Consider the following 22,094-nt stretch of genomic DNA (forward strand, 5'->3'; position numbering starts at 1 on the left):
GCCTCCCTCGCTCACACCGTCAGACACCGCGGGCGTTTCCACGCCTTACTGTCGGCAAAGCCCGGCAGTCGCGTGTTGATGCGCAGTATCTGCCACCGCTTCCCCACCATGCTGGCGTAGTCATCGAGATCCTGGAAGGAAAATCCCAGCGCATTGGGCGCCTGCGGCGATACGCCAAGCGCACAAAGCAACTTCAACAGATTGCGACTGCCCTCGCGCTCCTTTGCCAGATGGGTATAATTCTGGGCCACTTCCTCCCATGGGGCCTGCCTGGATACCACCCACTTTGCCGGCGGCAGCGGCGACTTCCCGCTCTGCAGGTACAGCTGGTATGCTTGCGCGGTGGTTAATCCCTTCGGCCTTTTTTTCCGTGGCTGCCAGCACGTCGCCGTGTACCAAAGCAGATTGTTGCCGTGGCGATCGCGAAAACCCGTGCAAAGCCCCGGCCGCAACTCTTCAAGCTTTTTTACCAGGATGGCTGCGTCAACACCGCGATAATGACCTACGGCATATATGAGAATATCACGATAGGTCATGCCCAACTCGGCCTCACTAAAGTTCTCCAGCCACATGCATACAATCTCCAGACAGTGCTTCAATATGGCAAAGGAAAACCAGTCTGCTTTCTTCACCGGCGAGATGTCCGACGCAAAACTGGCCTGATAACAACGCTTTTCGAACATCGCCTCGACGCCCATCGCCGTCAGTTCCCGCCAACGTTTCTCATGCCTGGCATCGAATCGGACCTGTTCCAACTCAAAGCCCTCCGCATCAAGACCGGCACGACTCAGAGCCCGCGGACTTCTTTCCAACAGATATATCCACGACGCAAGCCGAATATGAGCCGGCACCGCACATGACGCCGTGCTCACCAACGCCAAATGCACCTTCTGCCCCTGCCATTTGGCCTCGCGGGCAACATGAAGAAACTCCAGCCAGAAAGACGGCGGGGCTATCTCGGCCATCGCTGCCTTTTTCATGGGGCCACGCCCTTGCATGAGCCAGAACACGGCTACCAGCAACTCCCGCATATCAACACTGCGAAAAACGTCGGCGCACGACAGGTATTCCGAACGCCACTGGCTCTTGCCGTCCACCATGGTTTTCGTGGTGCGCATCCATTGAATGCCCAGGTTATTGCCAAATCCCAGAGCACGGCTGATGGTCATTTTTTTCATGTGCTGTAGCATGAAGTCCTCATCCCGACGCAGATCTTCCAGTTCCCCTTGCAGTTGCTCGCTTATGGTCGTCATGGCATGTGTCCCTTTCTGGCTGTGTGTGATACCCCAAAGACTGCTGGCCGGGAAGCCCCCCCCCGACGCGTTCTCTTCGCTGCCATTACTATCGCTACCGCCACCGGACACCTATTGTCCGACACCCATCATGCCATGCAAAATTTCTTTTGCGTCCACACAACAGGATGAATGCCGCCGGGACGGCGGCGCGCCCAAGCATCCCAGACGTCGGCCTATCAGTCCCTTGAGGCCAATGCGTCATTCCCCACGGTCCAGAAAGTCCCCACCGTCCAATCCATGGGACCATGCCTTATGCGTCGTGAGTCCTCACCCCAGCGCAGCACCAACCAGTCCCCTCGGTCCCAGGCGTCCCCGGAGACCGGTTAGCGCCAACCGGTGAGGCACTACCTCCCTTGTTATTTGTGCACACGCCTCAGCCTTGCTTTGTCACGCCAGGATTCTACATTAGCGCAACACGTCGCCCACCCGCCCAATTGTCGTCACCCAATACAGGAGCAACCCATGTCCGAAATCCTAAGCCTCGGTCTCGCCATGGCCCTCGCCGGCAGCGCCCCCAGCGGCAAGCCCTACCCGCCGCTGGCGGATATCTACCCCCAGGCCATCGCCAACCACGGCGACACCAGCCGCCTGCAACGCGCCTGCCAACGCGCCCGCAACGGCGAAAAAATCGTCGTCGGCGTCATCGGCGGCTCCATCACCGCCGGCGCCAAAACCAGCAAGAGCGACTACAGCTGGGGACGGCAATTCGCCGCCTGGTGGGAAAAGAATTTCCCGCAGAGCGAGGTCGTCTTCGTCAACGCGGGCATTGGCGCGACCGGCACGGCCCTGGCCATCCACCGCGCCCAGCGCGATCTGCTTAGCCAGCGACCCGACGTCGTCGGTGTCGAATTCTCCGTCAATGACACCGCCAATGCCGACGCCATTGAAACCATGGAAGGCCTGCTGCGCCAAATCCTCAGCCAGGAGCAGCAGCCGGCAGTTGTCATGCTCCACACTATGAACAGCAACGGCGGCAATGCCCAGCAGTTCCACCTTGATGTCGCTAAACACTACCAGGTGCCTGCAATTAGTTACCGCGACGCCCTCTGGCCACTGATCGCCGCCGACAAACTGGAATGGAGCGATCTCTCACCCGACACCGTTCACCCCAATGACATCGGCCATACCTACTGCGCCGCACTTGTCAATCAGTTCCTCGCCGACTGTCTCGCCGAAACGCCCGCCGCACCCCCTGTCGCCATCAGCACCGCGACGCTGCCGGCGCCACTGGTAGGCACCGCCTTCGATTCCGGCGAGGTCATCGATCCGGGAAGCCTCGACATCATCAGCAACAAGGGCTTCACCCTCGGCGCCGCCGACCGCCGCTGGGGCCAGCCATGGATAACAACCACCCCCGGTGCAAGCATCTCCTTCACCATGGACGGCTCCACCATCGCCATGCTCTTCTGGCGCATCAAAGGCCCCATGGGCAAAGCCCGCATCAGCATCGACGGCGAACCAGTCACCGTCGTCGACGCCTGGTTCGCACAAACCTGGGGCGGCTACACGCCATACCAACTGATCTGCAAAAACAAGCCCGGACGCCATGTCGTGACCATCGACGTCCTGACCGAGAAACATCCCGACAGCGATGGCCACGCCTTCGAACTGCGAGCCGTTCTCCGCGCCGGCGTGAAATAAACGTCTACCGGGCTTAACCGCCTCGGCGCTGATTCCACCCTCCGTCCGGACATCAAAGAGGCGACCAGCAAGCGCGACGATGGCGGCGAAACAAACGCCCCGACAACCCATGCACCGGCCAACATACTGCGCCTTGCGCCAGCCCCCTACAGCCCCCTACAGCCCCCAGTGCACCGCGCAAATAAAGGAAACGCCTGACGATGTCATCACCGTCAGGCGTTTTACATTGAGTTGAAAAACCGACTTGTCCTCAGAATTGACCGTGGCCAAAAAGCTTGCCGCCCGTGGACGTGCTCAGCACCTGATTGGCGTTATGGCCCGCCGCGTGGCCATCGGCAAAGATGCCGTTCATGGTGTTGTTGTGCAAGTCCGTGCGTGGAGGTTCAGAAGAAGCGTTGCAACTGGGACAGAAATGCGTATAGGCGTAATTACGCTCGGCATATACCAGCAGCGCCGACGGCTCTTTGAAATCCGCCAAACGTCGCGATTTCTGTTTGCCGTCACCAACCCATATATGCGTCTGCAACGCGCAATAATGAAATTTCCGCGTCGGCGCCAGCGCCCCGCCATCCAACTTGCAGGCCCACGTGTCGCAAATGGTCGAGTTTGACGGGCAGCCGTAGGTCTTCCAGTCGCCCACATAAGGCTGCAGCCGTTCCCACCACCACGGCGCGTGAGTCGCACCGTCCAATGCCGTGTACACCGGCGGCAAAAAATCCTCGCTGTCATTGGCGTACATGGTGTTGGCCAGCCCCAGCTGCTTGAGGTTGGACACGCAGCCAATCGTCCGCGCTTTCTCCCGCGCCTTGCTCAACGCCGGCAGCAGCATCGCCGCCAAAATGGCAATGATCGCTATCACCACCAACAACTCAATCAGCGTAAACACACGTGCGAGCCTGGACATAATCAGCCTCCTTTTCATTGTTTCGTCAGCACAAGAAGCGTAAAAACCCGCAAAAGCGCACAACTACATACATGATAACAACAAAGCATCACAAATACAAGCATCAACAACCATGCAAAAAAACACCCGCTGTTTCGTGAAGCTGGGTGCTAACAACCAGTAGGACAATGGCACTGCAGCCCCCTGCACCCCAGCAACGCCTGAGGCGCCAGTCTTGCTCAACGCGCCTCGTTTTTCACCGCCCGCCACCGCCGTTCGCCTACGGGCAGAAAAACCTCGCCAGCCATTGAAAAGGCCCCGCTGATTCGCTATACTAGGGCTTCGCCGCAGATGTCTTTTTCCACCGGTGGCCCGGCCCGCGACGGGCGCTGGAGGCGAATCCCACGATTCGCTCTACCACACTCCCGTGGCAGGCATGCCGTGCAATGATTTGCCTCAATGCGCCAGTTGCCAACGGCCCCAGGTCGACAGGCAACAGCACGTAGCACGAGCCATGGCACATGCCGGTGGAATTGTTGTCTGAAGCGACTACTGTGATGGAAACTGTAGCAGAACGCTCATCTAAGCATGAAATAACGGGTAGGTGTCCAACGTGAAAGCCTTCATTGCCATCGTCCAGCAGACCATGCGTTCTGCCATACGTTCAAAAGTGTTCCACATCCTCTTCGTCCTCATCCTCCTAGCGGTCTTTCTCCTGCCCATGACTGTGTCCGGCGACGGCACCGCCGTGGGCCTGGTACAGATATCACTCACCTACTCACTGGGCATTGTCGTCACCCTCATTTCCACTACCACGCTGTGGCTGGCCTGCTCGCAACTATCCCACGAAATCGAGGCCTACAACATCCACCTGGTCGTGTCCAAGCCCTGCCCACGCTGGCTGCTCTGGCTCGGCAAGTGGTTCGGCATCTTCGCCATGCACAGCGTCATCCTCCTGGTCTCGGCCGCCATCGTCTTCGCACTCATCCAATGGCGAGTCGCCAGAGGCAATTTCTCCGAGGTCGAACTTACCCGCCTCGACAAGGAAATCCGCGTCGGCCGCCGGGCCTTCTTTCCCGACCCCGAGCAGTTCGACACCCAGGTCGACGCCGATTACGAACGCCGCCAAGACGAATTCGCCGGCCAGGATCCCGCCACCGTCAAGGCCGAACTCCGCCGCCAACTGGTCGCCAAAAGCGGCGACATCCAGCCCGGCCACATGAAAAACTGGTCCTTCACCGGCGTCCAGACCAAATCCGCAGACGACCCGCTCTTTATCCGCTATCGGCTGTTTTCCGGTTCCACGTCCAGCACCAACCAGCAGCTCATGCCCTGTCTGTGGGGCCTGAAAGACCCCACCGCCGCCGCGACCATCGCCGATCCCTTCGTCTATCAACAACTGAAAGTCATGGGCGGCAGCTTCCAGGAAATGCCCATTTCCAACCTCACCATTGACAAAGACAACGACAACCGCGTCGTGCTGCGTTACATCAACCCACCGGTGGAATACTGGGAAGGCGCCGAACCGACCTCCGCAGTCTTCCAGGCCCAGGACGGCCCCGCCATCCTCGTCGCCGTAGCCGGCTTTGCCGCCAACTACTGGCGGGCGATGGTCCTCGCTGTCCTGCAACTGGCCTTCCTGGCCGCACTGGGCTGCACCGTCAGCGCGGCCTTCTCCACGCCGGTGGCTGCATTCGTCGCCGTGGCATACCTCGTCATCGGCCTGTCCGTCCAGGCAGCCATCACCGCGCCCCTGCAGAACGACGACGGGTCATGGAAATACAAGGGCTTCAGCGATATGGCCGCGCATAAATTCGCCCAGGTCGTCGGCCAACTCGTCGTCTCCGTCGATGACCTTGACGCCACGTCGGACTTGGCCCGCGGCCGCCTCGTCGAAGGCCGCCGCATCGGCATGGCCTTCGCCACCCTTTTCTGTCTGCGTACCGGCCTCATCGCCGGCGTCGGCATCTGGATTCTTACCCGCCGGGAATTGGGCACCGTCATCAGAAAATAGCCCCCGCCGCGACTCATTCACGACCACTATATACGAACACCATAGCCATAGCGTCACATGAAAAAACTAGCCAGCAGCATCCTCATTTTTATCGTCGCCTTCTTTATCCTCGGCGCCGCGCTCTCGGCCATCCAAGGCCGCATGAACGCCATCCGCTACAATGAGCGCCTCACCGATGACGACCCGCTGGAAAACGCCCCGCCACTGGTGGCCTTCACCAGCGTCGCTCTCGGCGGCTTCCGCGGCCTGGTTGCCGACTACCTCTGGCTGCGTTCCAGCAAAATGCAGGACGAAGGCAATTACTTCGAAATGGTGCAGCTTGCTGACTGGATCGTCAAACTCCAGCCCCGTTTCACTGGCTCACACGCCTTCCTGGCCTGGAACATGGCCTACAATGTCTCTGTTACCTTCACCAGCTTCGAAGACCGCTGGCGCTGGGTCAAACGCGGCATCGAACTCATCCGCGATGAAGCCCTCGAATACAACCCCGGCGACCCCGAACTCTTCCGCCAACTGGGCTGGATATACCAGCATAAACTCGGCAAAGACCTCGATGACGCCAACCGCTACTACAAAACCGAGTTCGCCAAGGAAATGATCCGCCTCTTCGGCGATTTCTACGGCGAATGGGACGAACTGATCAAGGCGCCCGAAAATGAACAGAAGCTCCGCGCTGCCCTCGGCGGCAAAAATGACGTCTGGGGCATCCTTGCCAGCCATGGCTACAAGGACTTCGCTGACTTCGAACGACATTTCCGCGAGCTGGCCGTCATCCCCCCCGAGGTCGCAGCCGAACTCCGCGAACTGGGCAGCGAACGCATCGTCGAAGCATCCCTGCGCCGCCGCTGGATGGTCATGAAGTACCGCCTGCTCCCGGACTGGCTCAAAAAACTCAATGCCAAATACGGCGACCTCGACTGGCGCCTCGCCGAGGCACATGCCATCTACTGGGCCGAACGCGGCCGCGAAAAATGGACCGACGACAAGGACACCTTCAAACGCCTCAGCTGCGACCGCATGATCTTCCAATCCCTGGCCGCAGCCTTCGAAACCGGTCGCCTGGTGTACCTCAAAGACATCCAGCACCTGGAAATGACCCCGAATATCCACATCATCGACGCCGTCAACAAGAGCTACCAGGACGCCTGGGCCCTCTATGACGAAAATACCATCGGCGGCGCCTACGGCAACTTCCTGGTCAATGCCGTCGTCACTCTCTACAAATTCGGCGAAAAGAAGAAGGCCGCCGAAATCCTCGCCCTCGGCAACACCTACGAGCGCTACGGCACGCGTTTTGCCAAGCCGCTGGACGAATTCGTCCTCAAGGAACTCGCCGATGACATGGAGGCCGCGTCCTACCCCGTCGCCCAAGGCACGGTGCAGAGCTACCTCATGAACGCCTACTACCAGCTCGCCATCGACGAAGACGAGGTCGCCGAAGGTTACCTCACCATCGCCCAGCAGCTCTACGACCGCTACCGCAAATTCGTCACCGGCACGGAAAAACGCCGCGCGCTGCCGCCCTGGAAGCAGATGCAGATCACCTCGCTGGAAATGACCAAGCAGCGCATCCCCGCGCCGATGGCCAAACGTCTGGAAGAACGCCTGCCCAAAGCCGGCGAGAAATTCATCCCCGAGGCCGGCGAAATCGCAGCACCCGTTGTTCAGTAATCAGCCCGCCGACACTGAGCCGGCTTGCTGTCAATCCACGATTGCGCGTTCGCCCAAGAGGAGCCCTGCCGCTATGTTCAGCCCAGCTCTCGGTGTATCCCTCCACTCCCTTGCCAAGCCCGTCAATGACGACATGCTTGCGGCCTTGTCGGACTCGGGCATCCGCACCGCCGAAATCTACACCACGCCGCTACTGAAGGGCGTTGACCGCGGCCACGAGCGCCTCGCTGCAGCCATGCAGCAGGCCGGCATCCGCCCCATGACCATCCACGCCGATTTCGGTGCCGGCATCGACCCGTCCAACCCGGCAACAACTGCCGCAGCTCTGGCCAGCCTGCGCCAGGCATTGGCCGACGCACGCTTCTTCAAGGCGCCTATGGTCGTCATCCACGCCAGTTCCGAGCCCATCAGTGCCGCCGATCGCCCCGCGCGCTTGGAATGCAGCCTGCAGACTCTCACCGAACTCAGCGCCGAATTCCGCCAGGCCGGCGTGAAAATGGCCATTGAACTCCTCCCCCGCAGCTGCATTGGCAACTGCCTGGTTGAACTCGAACGCTTCGTCGAACGCCTCGGCAATGATGTCTGTGGTGTCTGTCTGGACGTCAATCACGGCATGGACCAGTACGCTCACCTGCACCAATGGGTCAAGGCGCTGGGGAAGAATCTCATCACGCTGCATCTGAGCGACTACGACGGCATTGACGAAAAACACTGGCTCCCCGGCAAGGGTGTCATTGACTGGCCGGCCTTCATGGCTGCCCTGCGCGGCATTGGCTACGGTGGCCCCTTCAACTTCGAGGTGTCGGTACCCGGCGAATCCCCACGCGCCCGCATCGCCGCCCTGGCATCAGCCATGCATTGGCTGAGCAAGTGGTCTTGACGCGCCCCTGACTTATTCTGCCAGCGAGTTGATCACCCGCAGGCCATATCCGCGCAGTATTCCGGCGGCCTCTTCCAGGTCGCCAACCGACGGTCTGGACACTCTCGGCATGCTGTCAACCATGCCGGCATAACGGTACTCGTCCCGCGCATAATCGTGATAGGCCAACAGCCGCACCGTTACGGCTTGCGGCAGCGCCGCAAGAAACTCACCGGCAGCGCGGCCCTCCGCCGGCGACAGGGTCAACGTCGGTACCAACGGCATACGCACTTCAATGGGCACGCCTTCCCCCGCCAGGCGTTGCAGATTTGCCAGAATTAGCTCGTTACCACAGCCCGTCAAGGCCCGATGTCGCTCACAGTCCATCACCTTGAGATCGTAGAGAAACAGTGACGTATGTGGCAACACGCGCGCAAATGCGTCCCAAGGCACATTCCCGCAGGTATCGACCGCCGTATGCACGCCCTCGGCACGCAACCGCCGCAGGAGCTCCGCGCAAAAATCTGTCTGGCACAGTGGCTCACCACCGGAGATGGTCACGCCGCCACCGGATTGCTCATAGAAATCGCGGTCTTCTAAAAGCAGCGCCAAGGCATCGTCGACGCTGACTTCCCGCGCCGAGAAGCGCAGCACGTCCAGCAGGCAGGCGTCAACGCAGCGACCACAGCGCCGGCATTTGCTGCGATCAAAGACATGCCTGCCCGCCGCATCCAGCGCCTGCGCGCCACTCGGGCAAACTGCCACACAGCGGCCACAGGACACGCAACGGATGTCCGTATAAAGCAACAGTGGCTTGCGGCTGATGCTCTCGGGATTATGACACCACCGGCAACGCAGCGAGCAGCCCTGCAAAAACAGCGTCGTACGAATGCCCGGGCCGTCGTGAGTTTCGAGATTCTTGACGCCTGATACCAGCCCCGTCGTCATAATTACTATGCTTTCGCTTCGGCTTCACGGATGAAGCAGTCCTGCATTTTGCGCGACAGGTCAATAAAACGGGCGTTCCAGCCGCATACGCGCACTTGTAAGTTCGCATATTTCTCAGGGCTGGCCTGTGCGGCTTTGAGCGTCTCGGCATCAAACACATTGAAATGGATGAAAAAACCGCCTTTGTGGCAGAAAGTCGCCAAAATATCCTGCAGGCATTTGCCGCCGGTGGCTCCCCGCACCAGCGTGGGATGGAGAGTAATGTCCAGCACCGAACCGTCGGGAAAGTCGGTGGCATCGAGTTTGGTCACGCTGTTCAGCAGTCCGGTGACGCCCTTCTTGTCCATGCCAATCGTCGCGCCGGCATTTTTCGCCAGAGGCTCGCCATTGCGCCGGCCGTCAGGGGTGGCGGCACTGCGCTCACCCATGTTCACCGAGTGGTCAATGGACCAGCAACCCATCTGGAAATGACCGCCACGACTGTTCGGCGTGTTGTTGATCAGCTCCGCCGTCGCATGACAGACCGCCACGGCAAAACGGTCAGCCCTAGCCTCGTTGTTGCCCCATTTTGGCGCCCGCCGACGCGCAAGCAGCTGCAGCTCGTCGTGGCCCTGCCAGTCGTCCTGTAGCGCCTGCCGCAACTCGTCCCAGCTGCATAGCTTTTCCGTAAAAACCAGATACTCAATAGCGGCCAGTGAATCCGCCACCGTGCCAATGCCGGCGCACATCACGCCGGAGGTGCTGTATTCAGTGCCTGCGGCAGAGACATCCCGCCCCTTAGCAAAGCACGAGTCCATGCTGGCCGACAACACCGGCGAGGGGTTCACCCGCGGCCACTCCAACTCCCAAGCGCAGGTCTCGGCCATCGCCTGCCGCAAATGCCCAGCCAAGATGGACTCGTAACCACGCAGTACCTCGTCCATGCTCTGCGGTGCCGGCAGGGCCGCCATCAGCTCCTCAAAGGGCTTGACCATATTGCACAGGGCGCTCATACTGCAGCACAATTCCTTGCCCATGATCGCCGGCTCATAACACCCGATGGGCACAAAATCAACAATGTCGTCCGGTCGTTTGCCATGACGCATAAACATCTCAAAGGCAATGTCGTCGTTGGCAAAAACAATGGCATTGGCGCCGTTGCGCACAGCATCCACCGCCTGCGCCAAAATGTCCGGCGGGCTGTTGCGATGCACCCGCAACGACAATTTGGGGTCAATCGTCTTGCGCTCGGCAAAGACCTCGAGGCACAGCCGCGTCAGGTCGTTGCAGAGGTCGTTGCCAACGGCATCACGACCGCCAAAACAAATGTTGTTGCCCGCGCCAAAATGCTGCGCGGCAAGTTTGTCAAAAAAGCAGTGGATGAGCTCTTTGGCCTGCTCACGCGTCAGCCGGCCGCTACGCAGATCGGCATCGTAGTAGGGAAAGAACAGTTGGTCAAAAACGCCCTGCGAACGGACGTACTCGCCCTCAATCTCCTGCACTTGATTGAAGAGAAATGCCCACTGCAGCGCCTCGTGAAAACTCTGCGGGGGCCGTTCAGCGAGTGCCTGCAACGTCGCAATTACCCGTTGCGCCCCCAGGCGTTCGGCCTCCGCAGCCAAACGCAAGATATACGTGCGCATGGCCTCGCCGACAATCGCCACCGCGCGAAAGAAGTCCGTGGCTTCATCGTCTGGCGCTGTCGCCAGCGCGGCGTTAGCGCGGTCGCGCAGGCCCGCCGCGCCATACTTGAGAACATTGCGCCAACCGGGCGATGTGTGGCTCAGGTCGAGCCGGCCATAGGCGCAGTCACCCAGTCGCCAGTCACTTAAACCAAGTTTCTTTCCGGCTTCATTCATCCATTCCTGCTGGATCTTCCACAGGACGCGGCCGCTGTCGATATGATCCGCGAACCAGTCGTCGGGATCCACGCGAATGGCCGCGTCCGTAAGGACTATGCGCAGCATCTCCGCCCGCTGGCTAATCCGCGGCTGACCGGCGCCAGTCGTGGCCAGATACTGCCGGACTTTCGCCAGCAACGCGTCCGGCCCCAAGCCAGTGGCTGGATTCATTGGCAGACGATACTGCTTCTCTAGCATATCGCGCACTGCGTCGTAATGGCCCCACAAGGCAGCTGCAGTCATCGGGCTTTCTCCAATAACCTAAGAAATAAGTTCAATTACATCGATGGCTCTTCAAGAACGGGCATTATGCTAATGTTTCCTGGCGACTTTACAATGCGCAATCCAAGCAGAAACATACCGAATCGTGCCTCAAGGCAAACAGCATTTTGCTTCGTATACGATACCGCCCGCCAAGGCTAATAGCCACTGGCGGGCAATGCGTCGTCGTATCTGCGATGGCTAACACCAGCACCACAGCGCGTCATTTTTTGTCGTCGTCGGCCATTGGCACGGCAAAGTAGAAATAATACGCATTGGCTTGATTGGGAAGCTTCCGCTCAATCCTAAGCACAATGTTGTTCTTGACGCTGGCATTGACCGCCTCTGCCAACTCAGCAACGGTCTTGACACTCTGCCGGTTGACTTCGTGGATAATATCGCCAGGCATAATGCGCATGTCCCCATTTTCGGCATTGGCGACCGCGCCATCAGGCAAGACTTCCAATACCACAATTTGGCCGTCTTGCTCGTTCAAACGCAGACCTAATTTGCTCAAATCGCGTTGCTGGCTGCGCCGAGACGGCGACTGCCCCAAGCCCGCAACGCCACCATCAGTACCGCGACGACTGGCCACGACCTCGTAGGTCATTTCCTTGCCATTACGCAACAGCGTGACTTTTATCGTGTCCCCAGGACGGTAGGACGTCACGGCCAGTCGTAGGTCATGCATGGTATGAACAGTCTTCTCACCGATCTTCTGAATAACATCACCGGCACCAATACCTGCTTTTTCTGCGGCCTCGCCAGGCACCAAGCCGCTGACAATAACGCCAAAGTCGGCAGCAAACTGATCTTTGAGATCACCGGTCAGTTCCTGCATGCTGATACCTAAGAACGGCCGGATGACCTCGCCGTCCTCCACCAATACATCAACAACCTGCTTCACCAAATCACAGGCAATAGCAAAACCAATGCCAACGCTGCCTTGCGATGCTCTACCGCCTGTCATGATAAACTGATTAATGCCGACTATCTCGCCATGGATGTTCAGCAAAGGCCCGCCGCTGTTACCGGGATTGATCGACGCATCCGTCTGAATGTAGTTGTCGTAGGTGCTCATGCCCATGTCATAGCGGCCCTTCTGACTCACACAACCAACCGTCACCGAATAATCCAAGTTGAATGGCGCACCGATGGCAATCACCCACTGGCCAACCCGAACTTTCTCCGCTTCCGTAAAACGCAGGAAGGGATATTTCGTCTTCTTGCCATTGCGCAGCTGCAGTACGGCCAAGTCTGTCTCCGGATCCACGCCAATAACCGTCACCGCTTCCGGATCCTTCTCACTATCATATACCGTGCCATCTGCAGTCTTCACCTCGAGAAACTCATAGTTCTCAATAACGTGGAAGTTGGTGACAAGATGTCCCTCCGCACTGACTAGCACCCCGGAGCCCTTCCCCGCTGGCACCGGCTTGTTCGGACGATCCGTCCCAGGCCCCCGCCGCGGTGGCATGGGCTGCCCGAAAAAATAATAAAACTCCGGTGGTATCTCCCGTGGCGCCGGCGCACGCTGCTTGTTGGTGATCACCACCACCGCCGGCTTTGCCCGCTCAACCACCTCCGCAAAGGCGTCCTCAACCAGCATCGCCGCACGCAGCGCCGGTGATTCGTCAGCAACAGCCAAAAGCGCGCCACCGCCCGTTACCGCAATAAAAACACCTAGCATCAACCCAGAAATACTCTTCATGATCATAATCAACTGCCTTTCTGTTCTATGTGAAAAGTATGCAAAATGCCACTCGGCAAAACCGGCGTTTGTGACCGTGACCAGCCCCAAAAGTTCCGCCAAGAACTCGGTCCCGGCAACAACGCTGACGCGTCGATCAGACCGATCAGACCGATCAGACCGATCAGGGGCGGACCTATGTGTCCGCCTTAATCCGTTCCGTCCGATCCGTCCGATCCGTCCGATCCGTCCGCGATAAAAGACAGTCGATCAGACCGATCCGTCTTCACTGCCTGCGCCTCTGCTGCTTGTTTTTCTGCCTGCGGCGGGTTAGAGTATGCGGCTTTTTCTGCCGCGACCACCACAGCCTAGCCCCTCCTATTTCGCCGCCCTTTCCCTAGCCTTGCTTTTTGCCCATGAGCGACCACGCCACGACAACATCAGCGGCCACGCCACAGCACATTGCCATCATCATGGACGGCAATGGCCGCTGGGCACAGCAACGGGGCTTGGGCCGCTCAGCAGGCCATCGCGCCGGCGCCGACGCCGTCGTGCGCACCATCGAAAACTGCCAGAAGTTCGGCGTCAAATACCTCACGCTTTACGCATTCAGTACTGAAAACTGGAAACGCTCCCCCAGCGAAATCGCCGCACTCATGCAGCTGCTCGGCGAATTCCTTGACAAGCAGTCGCCCATGCTGGACAAGTATCGCATCCGCCTCAAAATCATCGGCGAAATGGAACGCCTGCCCGCCCCTGTCCGCAAAAAACTCCAGGAAGCCATCGCTAAAAGCGCCCATTATGACGCCGGAGTACTGACCATCGCCTTGAGCTACGGCAGCCGCAACGAAATCACCGCCGCCGTCAAGGCCATTGCTCAGAAAGTCCAGGACGGCCAGCTCAAAGCCGCCGACGTTAGCGAAGAGACCATCACGGAGCACTTGCAAACTGCCGATCTGCCAGACCCCGACCTCATTATCCGCAGCGCCGGCGAACAACGCCTCAGCAATTTCCTGCTCTGGCAGGCATCCTACGCCGAATTCTATTTCACAACCGCCTTTTGGCCCGATTTCGGTGACGACGAATTCGCCGCGGCCATCGCGGAATACGCCCGGCGGCAGCGCCGGTATGGAGGAGTCCCGTCATGATCCAACGCCTGCAAAGCGCCCTGCCCCTGCTGGTTCTGGTCGCCCTGGCCTTCTTTCTCCCCGGCGGCTACGGCAGTCTCTTTTTTCTGGTCTTCGCCTTCGGCATGCTTTTCTTCGGCTGTCACGAACTTTTCACCATGCTCAATCTCGCGCATGGCAAGGTCTTCAACGGCCTGGCGTTCATCTGCGGCGCCGGCTTCATCCTCGGCGCCATGTTCCCGGCAGTCGGCCTGCAGTATCTGATCGACACCCTGCTGCTGGCACTATTCTGCACCACCGCCTTTGCCGTGGTCTTGCACTACGGCCCGAGCATCCAGAATGTCCACAGTCTGCTCGTGTCCCTCGGCGTCTTCCTCTATTTCTGCTGGTCACTGGGTTTCATCCCAAAAATCTATTTTATGGACAGCAACGGCCACGGCCGGCTGCTGCTGCTCTACATGATCGCCATCACCAAGCTGGCCGACACCGGCGCCTATGTCGCCGGCACTCTCACCGCCAAGCTCCCCAAGGGCAACCACAAACTTTCCAAAATCATCAGCCCGAAAAAGAGCTGGGAAGGCCTCATCGGCGGCACGGTGACATCCCTAGCCGCGTCCGTGGGTTGCTACTATTGGGGCGTAAATGCCATCAGCATCAATGGCCAGACCCCCTTTGGCCTCGCCGACGCTGTCATCTTCGGCATCATCGCTTCACTGCTTGGACTGGTCGGCGACCTGGCCGAATCAGCCATCAAACGCGCCGCTAATGTCAAGGACTCCGGACACATCCCCGGCATCGGCGGCGTGCTCGACACCCTCGACAGTCTCATCCCCATGGCACCCGTCTTCTACGCTTTTCTCGTCTTCCGTACCGCGCTGTAATAAACGCAAGCGAAAGAGACCGTCGCAACGTACGGATAGCAGCCAAACTAATTCTACGCATGGCTATACAGTACGCTTTTCTTGATAGGTGCACCCCACCCACCCCGACGCAACAAGAGCGACTGGTACTGACAGGCAACATCTCATAAAAACACTACAGCCAGACCGACGATGGTCTGCATGCGAAACCAAAATACACGGCTATATAGCTTGCCTTCGCCCCGGTCTTGCTCACGACTCGCTCATGACCGCAGCGCGTGCCAAGGTTAGCGCCGACTCGGGCGTCTCACCGCGGGCAAAGCACTCCAAACCCTCGGCCAAGCAGCCCCAGCGCTCTTCGAATTCAATAGAGTTGTTCGCGCGATGGGGCGTCAGCAGTACTCGATCGCAGGCACGTAGCGGCGAATCTGCCGCCAACGGTTCCTCCTCAAAGACATCCAGCGCCAGAAAAATCGGCTTGGTCTGCACGGCGGCGATCATCGCCTGTTCATCGACCATTTTGCCGCGGGCGATGTTCACAAACAACGCCTGCTCGCGCATCAGCGCGAATTGTTCGGCGCCGATCATGTGGTAGGTATCCGCCGTGCTGCCGCCCGCCAGCACGATGACCTCGCAACTGCGAAAGGCATCATTGAGCGTCAGCAGCTTGACGCCGAGCGTCGCAGCGTCCGCCGCCGTCAGGTGCCGGCTGACCACCGCCAAATCGTCCGTAAAACACCGGCAGAGCTCCAGTATCGCCCGGCCGATGCGACCGAGGCCAATCACCGCCAGTGACCGACCACGCAAAATGCGTGTGCGCTCATACTTGAAACGCGGCCAATCCTCACCAGAAACCATGTCGTGATGATAACAGTGCACCCGCAACAGCGACGACAGTATCAGCGCCAAGGTATACTCGGCCATGGGCCGCTCCCGCGATGCGCCACTGTGGATGACGGTAATGCCCTTTTTGATCGCATAGACATCCGCGATGTTCTGCCGGGCGCCGCCATAGGTCGATGCAATCAGCTTGAGATCCGGCGCGGCGTCAATCACCCGTTCGCTGACCAGCTTGTCAGCCGTAAACGGCACCATCACAGCGTCGTAACCGGCGATCTGCCGCAGGACGTCCTCTTCTTTGACCGGGCCGTCCACCTCGGCAATGTCGTAGTCCTTCGCAATGCGCGCCTTGGCGGCCGCATCGGCTATCTTGCACAATGACAGTAATTTCAGCATGATCTGCCCTTTCTCGTTTATCAGAAATCTATCAAGGCCGTCGCCCCTTCACCCCCGCAGCAGTTCAGCCAAAGGCGGTATCGCGCCCTTCTGCCGCAGCTGCTCGGCCTGGCTGAATGCGTAGATCACCGGCCCCGAGGAATGCTCGTCGTTGACCTTGTGCGGATGCGCGGCGTAGTCAGCCACCGTGCCAGCGCCGGGCGCCAGACAGCCGCAGCAGGCATTGAACACCGAGCCGTCGATGGACACATAACGGCTCAGGCCACGCAGGCCTCGCATATATGGCCCCAGGAACCGCTCGCGGTCAATGGAGCCATTCTTGAGCCCACGGCCAATGGCGTAAAGAATCAGCGCGCTGCCGGAACTTTCCACATAGCTGTCCGGCGCTTCCATCGCCTGATGCCACATGCCGTCGCTGTCCTGCGTGGCTAGACAACCTTCCAGCACCTGGCGATAGGCCGTCAGTATCTTTTCGTAGCCGGGATGTTCCTTGGGCAAATCATAGACCAATTCGGCCAGCGCCAACAGCCCCCAGCCCACGCCACGACTCCAATGCGCCGGCGTCAAACAGCCACTACCCCGCGCATTGCTGGCCTGGTGATAGAGCTTCAGCACGGGATCAAACAGCCTGTCGTGATGCCGCAGCATCTGAAGCACACTCTCGTCAATGAAATCCCGCCGACTGGCGGCCTTGCCCGTCCACAACAAAAATGGACAGACGCCAAAAACCGTGTCAATCCAGATGAAGCTCGGCATCGCCTCACTCTTGCCAAAACAACCGTCCACATCACGCGGGTAGTTCCGACACAACAGCTCAGCCGAGGCGACCATGACGTCCTTCGCCTCAGGCAGCAGCCCCCGCACCAATAGCCACGCCGCCGCATTGCCCCCAAAACGGTACACCGTCGCGCCGTAGCTACCGCCGACTTTCTCGACCTGGCCCGCCAAAAAGGGCCGCAGGCAACCGCGCACGTCGTCCAACAACGCCTCACTGCCAATGATCTTCCCCAAACGCGCGGCGCCCGTCATCGCCAAGATCGAACAATACGACCGAAAGGGCGAAAAGCTCTTGTAGCGTTCCCAGGCCGCCAACGCGACTTCGCCATACTCCGCCTGCAATGACATCGCCAAACCTCCATGTTATCTGAACCTTGCTCGCCAATTAACAGCCAATGCGTGACGGCGCAATATAACCCATCTTACCATACCAGCGAAACAGCCTCCCAAAATGGACGGACAGCCAGGGGAATCGATCAGTGATTGATAACCAAAACTGTGGTGCCTCTACGCGGCACTGCCTGTTGGCAGGCTGCGTCCTCAGGCTAAAGCCTGGGGTTAAGCATAGTTAAGCGCCTACGGCGCAAAAACATCGCCAGCGAATGATGGTGGTTTTCGGCCCAGATCGTACGGATCACGTCGTCAGGTCGGCCAAGTTCGGCCCGGAGGGCCGCACCCCGGGGTAGAACAACAACATAGAATTGCGCCCGGAGGGCGCCACATTGGCAAGGCTAGTCGCTTCCCACGATGCCAGAACGAGGCATGTCGTGCATCCGTTATCAATGACTGACCGATTTCCTGTTCCACAGCAGAATTCTATACGTCGCCGTTCTAATCAGGCCATGACGTTCTATATTTCCTCGTCTATCACCGCGTCCCTATTCTTTCACCCTCATTCATCAGGCATTGCCCATGATCACCTCGCACATTGCCAGTCTCGGGGGCGTCCCGACCCTCTTTGTCAACAACCAGCCACAGCCCGGACTGGCCTACATCACCTACCTGCAGGAACGCCACTGCTATGAGGATTTCGCCAAGGCCGACTACCGGCTCTATTCCTTCACCTGCTACTTTGGCGACCAGGGCATCAACGTCGTCAGCGGCATCAGCCCCTTCGCCCCGGGCATCTTCAGCACCAAGGGTCAGCACGACTTCACGCCTCTCGACGAGGGCTTCAAGGCCATCCTCGCCGCCCGCCCCGATGCCTTCATCTTCCCTCGCGTGAACATGGCCCTGCCCCGCTGGTGGGAAGACGAACACCCCGACGACTGCAACGACAGCGGCTACAACGACGGCCCCAAACGATCGTGCTTTGCCGCAAACGCCTGGCGCGAACAAAGCGCCGACTTCCTCCGCCAGCTCATCAGCTACGTCGAAAACAGCCCCTGGCGCGACCACGTCATCGGCTACCAAATCGGCGGCGGTAACACCGAAGAATGGTTCTCCTTTGACCAGAAGGGCAGCGTCGGCCCCGCCGCCCGCGCCCTCTTCGCGCAACGCCACGGCCAGGACGCCGGCGAACACGCATTCCGCCAGTTCCTCAACGACGTCGTCGCCGAAGCGATCTGCTACCTCGCCACCGTCGCCAAGGAATGCACCAACCGCCATCTGGTCGTGGGCAGTTTCTACGGCTACACCCTCGAAGTGCCCTTCTGGACCGCCTGCCATCATGCCCTCAAAAAAGTCCTCGCCTCGCCCGATATCGATTTTCTCTGCTCGCCGGCCTCCTACATGAATCAGCGCGAGCCCGGTTACGACTGGCCCAACATGACCGTCCTCGACTCACTCAAGCTCCACGGCAAACTCTATTTCACCGAATACGACAGCCGTACCCACCTGACCAGGCCCCTGGCCGAATGCCGCGAGAACGCCTGCAAACCAGACACCTACGACCGCGGCGTCTGGCTCGGACCGGCCTCGCCCGCAGTCTCCCGCGGCGTCATCCGCGCCAATTTCGCCCGCCAACTCACCCACGGCCACGCCTCCTGGTGGTTCGATATGTGGGGCGGCTGGTTCGCCGATCCCGACATCATGCGCGATATGGCTGAATTCGTCCGCATCGCCCAGCAGGATCTCGCCAATCCCCAGCGCCAGAGCATCGCTCAGCTCGCCGTCGTCGTCGATGAAAATGCCTACGCGCTCACCAACGACAACGCCCTGGCACGACGCTGCTGCTACGACAACCGCCGGCCGCTCGGCCTCTGTGGCACGCCTTACGACATCTACGACGTCGCGGACTTCCCAGCCATCGCCGACCGCTACCGGGCCTTTGTCTTCCTCTGCCCCCACCTGACCCCAGCCATGGCCGACGCCATCGCCGGCTGCCGCCAGCAGCAGCAGCCGCTGCTCGTCGCCGACGCCGACCAGCCCGATCTGAGCACCACCCTGCTGCGGCAATTCTGCCGGCAACACGGCCTGCATTGCTACTGCGCCAGCGACGACGTCATCTACGTCAACGACAGCTACATCGCCATCCACGCCAACTCCGCGGGCACGAAACACCTGCTGCTTGACCGCCCCCGCCGCATCACGCCATTGCTCGACAACGACGATGGGCACCAAGCCGACCACCTCGACCTCACCCTGCAGGCCTGCGCTACCAGACTCTTCCATCTCAACCCACATTTCTCACACAAAACCGTGAAAAAAACGTCTATTTTCTCGCGGTTTTTTTATTTGCCCACTTGCATGTCGCATATTATATACGACATTATAGGCATGTCAAACGCCACTCACCAACAACTGCTTGCTGAACGCTCCGCCCTATTGGCGGAACTTGCCCGCCTTCCACACGTGGTCCATGGTTCCATCGTTGAGCGGTACACCGTCTGTTCACGGGCGAACTGCAAATGCCACCAGGGGCGGAAGCATGGTCCGGTCATGTGCATCGTGGTCAATGAGAACGGGAAGCAGCGGCAGAAGTACATCCCCAAGGAGATGCGGGAGCTGGCCGTGCAGTATGTGGATGAATACAAACGCGCGCTGACGCTTTTGGACCGCATCAGCGCCATCAACGTGCAACTTCTTCAGGAGAAAAACAATGGCTGACACCACGTTGTCCCCGGAGCTTCTTGCCGCCATTCGCAGCATGGAGGTGCGTGGCGTTGACCATCTTCCGGTTGTGGCGGCGTTCTGCAACGCGATTCATCTGCAGGACATCGTCAATGGCTTCGTGGACACCAGGATGGACGTAAGGCCCGGGGCCATTGTCCAGGCGATGGTGCTGGACACCCTCAGCGGTCGCTCCCCTCTCTACCACTTGGAGTCATTCATGGAGGAGCAGGATAGTGAACTGCTGCTTGGTGAGAAGCACGACGCCCACAATTTTTCCGATACCAACATTGGCCGCGCTCTTGACGCCATCTTCGCGGCGGGGTCCTCGAATATGTTGACGCAGATAGCCATCTCGGCCTGCAAGACCTTCCACATCAACTGTTCCCGTCTGAGCTTCGACACGACGTCCATAAGCGTGTGGGGCGAATACGCCAACTATGACAAGAGCGACGATGCGCCTGCCGACGACGGAACGCCCAGAGCCCCCTGTGTCACCTACGGTCACAGCAAGGACCACAACCCCGACTTGAAGCAGGTGATGGCTGAACTTCTCTGCGTCGAGCGTGGCGTGCCGATTTTCGGCAGGTGCATAGACGGCAACGCCTCCGATAAGACGAACAACAACAAGATGCTGACGAAAATCTCCTCGCTGATGGCCAAACATGGACTTAGCCAGGGCGCCTTCACCTATGTGGCCGACTCCGCGCTGGTCACCGAGCCCAACCTGGAGCTTCTTTCGTCGACGCCCTTTGTCACTCGTCTTCCAGGCGTATACCGGGAATGCGACCGGGTCGTCGGCGAGGCTGTCGACGCGGGGAAATGGGTTGAGCTTGGCACCTTGTCCGAGCTGCCGTCACCCGTAAGCAGGCCTTGTTCCGACTATCGCGTGGCCGAAAGCCACGTCACTCTTTACGGGATGAAATACCGCGCCGTCATCGTCCATTCCGACTCGCATGATCGCAGAATGCAGAAGCGCCTGGAGAAAGCTGTCAATGCCTCGCGGCAGAATCTGGAGAAGCAGCTCAAGAAGCAGGAACGTGAGTTTTTCTGCCAGGCCGACGCTGAGAAAGCGGCCGAAGCGTTGCGCAAAACATCGGACCCCATGCATGCCTTGGATGTTGAAGTCATACAGACTGAGGCGAATAAGCGCGGGCGTCCACCGAAGAACGGAAACATTCAGACTCGCCCCAAATACACGCTCAAGACGACCATCCGAAAAAAAGAGGAGGGAGTGAAACGCGAGGAAGAACGTGCCGGCTGCTTCGTCCTGTTGACGAACATCCCATTGGCAGGAGATGGAGCGATGGACGCGAAAAGCCTGTTCCTTGCCTACAAGGGACAATATGGCGTGGAAAACAACTTTGCCTTCCTGAAAGACCCGCTTATCGTCAACGACATGTTCTTGAAGAAGGCCGAACGCATCGACGTGCTCGGAATCATCCTCATTCTATCACTGCTGATCTGGCGCTTGATCGAGCGTTCCATGCGCAATCACTTGGCAAATACCGGTGGCACCCTCGTGGGACTCAACCAGCAACTAACCAAAAGGCCAACGGCCTACGCAATGTCAACCAAGTTCAGAGGGCTACAGATCATGCTCGTGCAAGGAACGCGAATGCTGGCGCGGGACTTGAGCGATGACGTCACCGCCTACCTGGAAGCATTGGGCCTTACGATGGAAGTGTTTACGACGCCAGGCTATGCGTGCAAACCAGTTCTGAAAGAGCGATCGTGAGAAGGGAAAAATGCGTGGTTTCGGTGCATGAAAAAGTGAGAAATGTGGGTCTCAACTGAAGCCCGCAGGCGAATCCCTGGGCCGATCTACAAACACAACCCATGCCACCGCCACCAGTAGATTTTTTCCGCTGGCTGATTGAGATTGAGCCCGTTGTGATTAA

At 59.1% G+C, this 22,094-nt stretch carries 15 protein-coding genes; 8 read left to right on the forward strand and 7 right to left on the reverse strand.

The window, feature by feature from the left end; translation table 11 throughout:
• Positions 1 to 11 precede the first annotated feature (11 nt).
• Entirely contained in the window at positions 12 to 1,253 is a 1,242-nt protein-coding gene (locus J3R75_RS18150) for a hypothetical protein (RefSeq protein WP_307264698.1), read from the reverse strand.
• Between the two features lie 504 nt (positions 1,254 to 1,757).
• Between J3R75_RS18150 and J3R75_RS18155 the strand changes: the two genes are divergently transcribed.
• Entirely contained in the window at positions 1,758 to 2,936 is a 1,179-nt protein-coding gene (locus J3R75_RS18155) for an SGNH/GDSL hydrolase family protein (protein WP_307264700.1), read from the forward strand.
• 250 nt (positions 2,937 to 3,186) lie between these two features.
• Here J3R75_RS18155 and J3R75_RS18160 read toward each other — a convergent pair whose 3' ends face one another.
• Positions 3,187 to 3,840 (reverse strand): DUF1559 family PulG-like putative transporter, encoded by a 654-nt coding sequence (locus J3R75_RS18160; protein WP_307264703.1) that lies wholly within the window; start codon positions 3,838 to 3,840, stop codon positions 3,187 to 3,189.
• Positions 3,841 to 4,432: 592 nt separating this feature from the next.
• Here J3R75_RS18160 and J3R75_RS18165 point away from each other — a divergent pair.
• From J3R75_RS18165 to J3R75_RS18175, 3 genes are all read left to right on the forward strand, one after another.
• On the forward strand, positions 4,433 to 5,833 hold the full coding sequence (locus J3R75_RS18165; RefSeq protein WP_307264707.1) for an ABC transporter permease: 1,401 nt from the start codon (positions 4,433 to 4,435) through the stop codon (positions 5,831 to 5,833).
• A gap of 57 nt (positions 5,834 to 5,890) precedes the next feature.
• Entirely contained in the window at positions 5,891 to 7,504 is a 1,614-nt protein-coding gene (locus J3R75_RS18170; protein WP_307264710.1) for a hypothetical protein, read from the forward strand.
• Positions 7,505 to 7,577: 73 nt separating this feature from the next.
• A complete protein-coding gene (locus tag J3R75_RS18175) occupies positions 7,578 to 8,384 on the forward strand; it encodes a sugar phosphate isomerase/epimerase family protein (RefSeq protein ID WP_307264713.1) in 807 nt (268 codons plus the stop codon).
• A 12-nt stretch (positions 8,385 to 8,396) separates the two neighbouring features.
• Here the strand turns inward: J3R75_RS18175 and J3R75_RS18180 are convergent, their stop codons facing one another.
• The 3 genes from J3R75_RS18180 to J3R75_RS18190 all read right to left on the reverse strand — a co-directional run bounded on the left by J3R75_RS18180 (position 8,397) and on the right by J3R75_RS18190 (position 13,265).
• Positions 8,397 to 9,311, reverse strand: a complete 915-nt coding sequence (locus J3R75_RS18180) for a glycyl-radical enzyme activating protein (protein WP_307264717.1) — start codon at positions 9,309 to 9,311, stop codon at positions 8,397 to 8,399.
• Between the two features lie 5 nt (positions 9,312 to 9,316).
• Positions 9,317 to 11,434 carry a pyruvate formate lyase family protein gene (locus J3R75_RS18185; RefSeq protein ID WP_307264720.1) on the reverse strand — a complete coding sequence of 706 codons (2,118 nt, stop codon included), beginning with the start codon at positions 11,432 to 11,434 and terminating at the stop codon, positions 9,317 to 9,319.
• 241 nt (positions 11,435 to 11,675) lie between these two features.
• On the reverse strand, positions 11,676 to 13,265 hold the full coding sequence (locus J3R75_RS18190; protein ID WP_307264724.1) for a trypsin-like peptidase domain-containing protein: 1,590 nt from the start codon (positions 13,263 to 13,265) through the stop codon (positions 11,676 to 11,678).
• Between the two features lie 293 nt (positions 13,266 to 13,558).
• Here J3R75_RS18190 and uppS point away from each other — a divergent pair, with 293 nt between their 5' ends.
• Entirely contained in the window at positions 13,559 to 14,290 is a 732-nt protein-coding gene (uppS, locus tag J3R75_RS18195) for an undecaprenyl pyrophosphate synthase (RefSeq protein ID WP_307264726.1), read from the forward strand.
• On the forward strand, positions 14,287 to 15,150 hold the full coding sequence (locus J3R75_RS18200) for a phosphatidate cytidylyltransferase (RefSeq protein WP_307264729.1): 864 nt from the start codon (positions 14,287 to 14,289) through the stop codon (positions 15,148 to 15,150). Before uppS ends, J3R75_RS18200 begins: the two co-directional genes overlap by 4 nt.
• Before the next feature lie 231 nt (positions 15,151 to 15,381).
• Here J3R75_RS18200 and J3R75_RS18205 read toward each other — a convergent pair whose 3' ends face one another.
• Together J3R75_RS18205 and J3R75_RS18210 are read right to left on the reverse strand one after the other, a co-directional pair.
• Complete coding sequence (locus J3R75_RS18205) at positions 15,382 to 16,365, reverse strand: NAD(P)-dependent oxidoreductase (protein WP_307264731.1); 984 nt, start codon at positions 16,363 to 16,365, stop codon at positions 15,382 to 15,384.
• 48 nt (positions 16,366 to 16,413) lie between these two features.
• Complete coding sequence (locus J3R75_RS18210; RefSeq protein WP_307264733.1) at positions 16,414 to 17,490, reverse strand: glycoside hydrolase family 88 protein; 1,077 nt, start codon at positions 17,488 to 17,490, stop codon at positions 16,414 to 16,416.
• A gap of 564 nt (positions 17,491 to 18,054) precedes the next feature.
• Between J3R75_RS18210 and J3R75_RS18215 the strand changes: the two genes are divergently transcribed.
• Both J3R75_RS18215 and J3R75_RS18220 read left to right on the forward strand, forming a co-directional pair.
• Positions 18,055 to 20,190: a DUF6788 family protein gene (locus J3R75_RS18215; RefSeq protein ID WP_307264735.1), complete on the forward strand. Its 2,136-nt coding sequence runs from the start codon at positions 18,055 to 18,057 to the stop codon at positions 20,188 to 20,190.
• Complete coding sequence (locus tag J3R75_RS18220; RefSeq protein ID WP_307261450.1) at positions 20,183 to 21,931, forward strand: IS1634 family transposase; 1,749 nt, start codon at positions 20,183 to 20,185, stop codon at positions 21,929 to 21,931. The genes J3R75_RS18215 and J3R75_RS18220 overlap by 8 nt, the downstream gene beginning before the upstream one ends.
• The last annotated feature ends 163 nt before the right edge of the window (positions 21,932 to 22,094 follow it).

It is taken from the genome of Oligosphaera ethanolica (assembly GCF_030814695.1).
GTDB lineage: Bacteria > Verrucomicrobiota > Lentisphaeria > Oligosphaerales > Oligosphaeraceae > Oligosphaera > Oligosphaera ethanolica.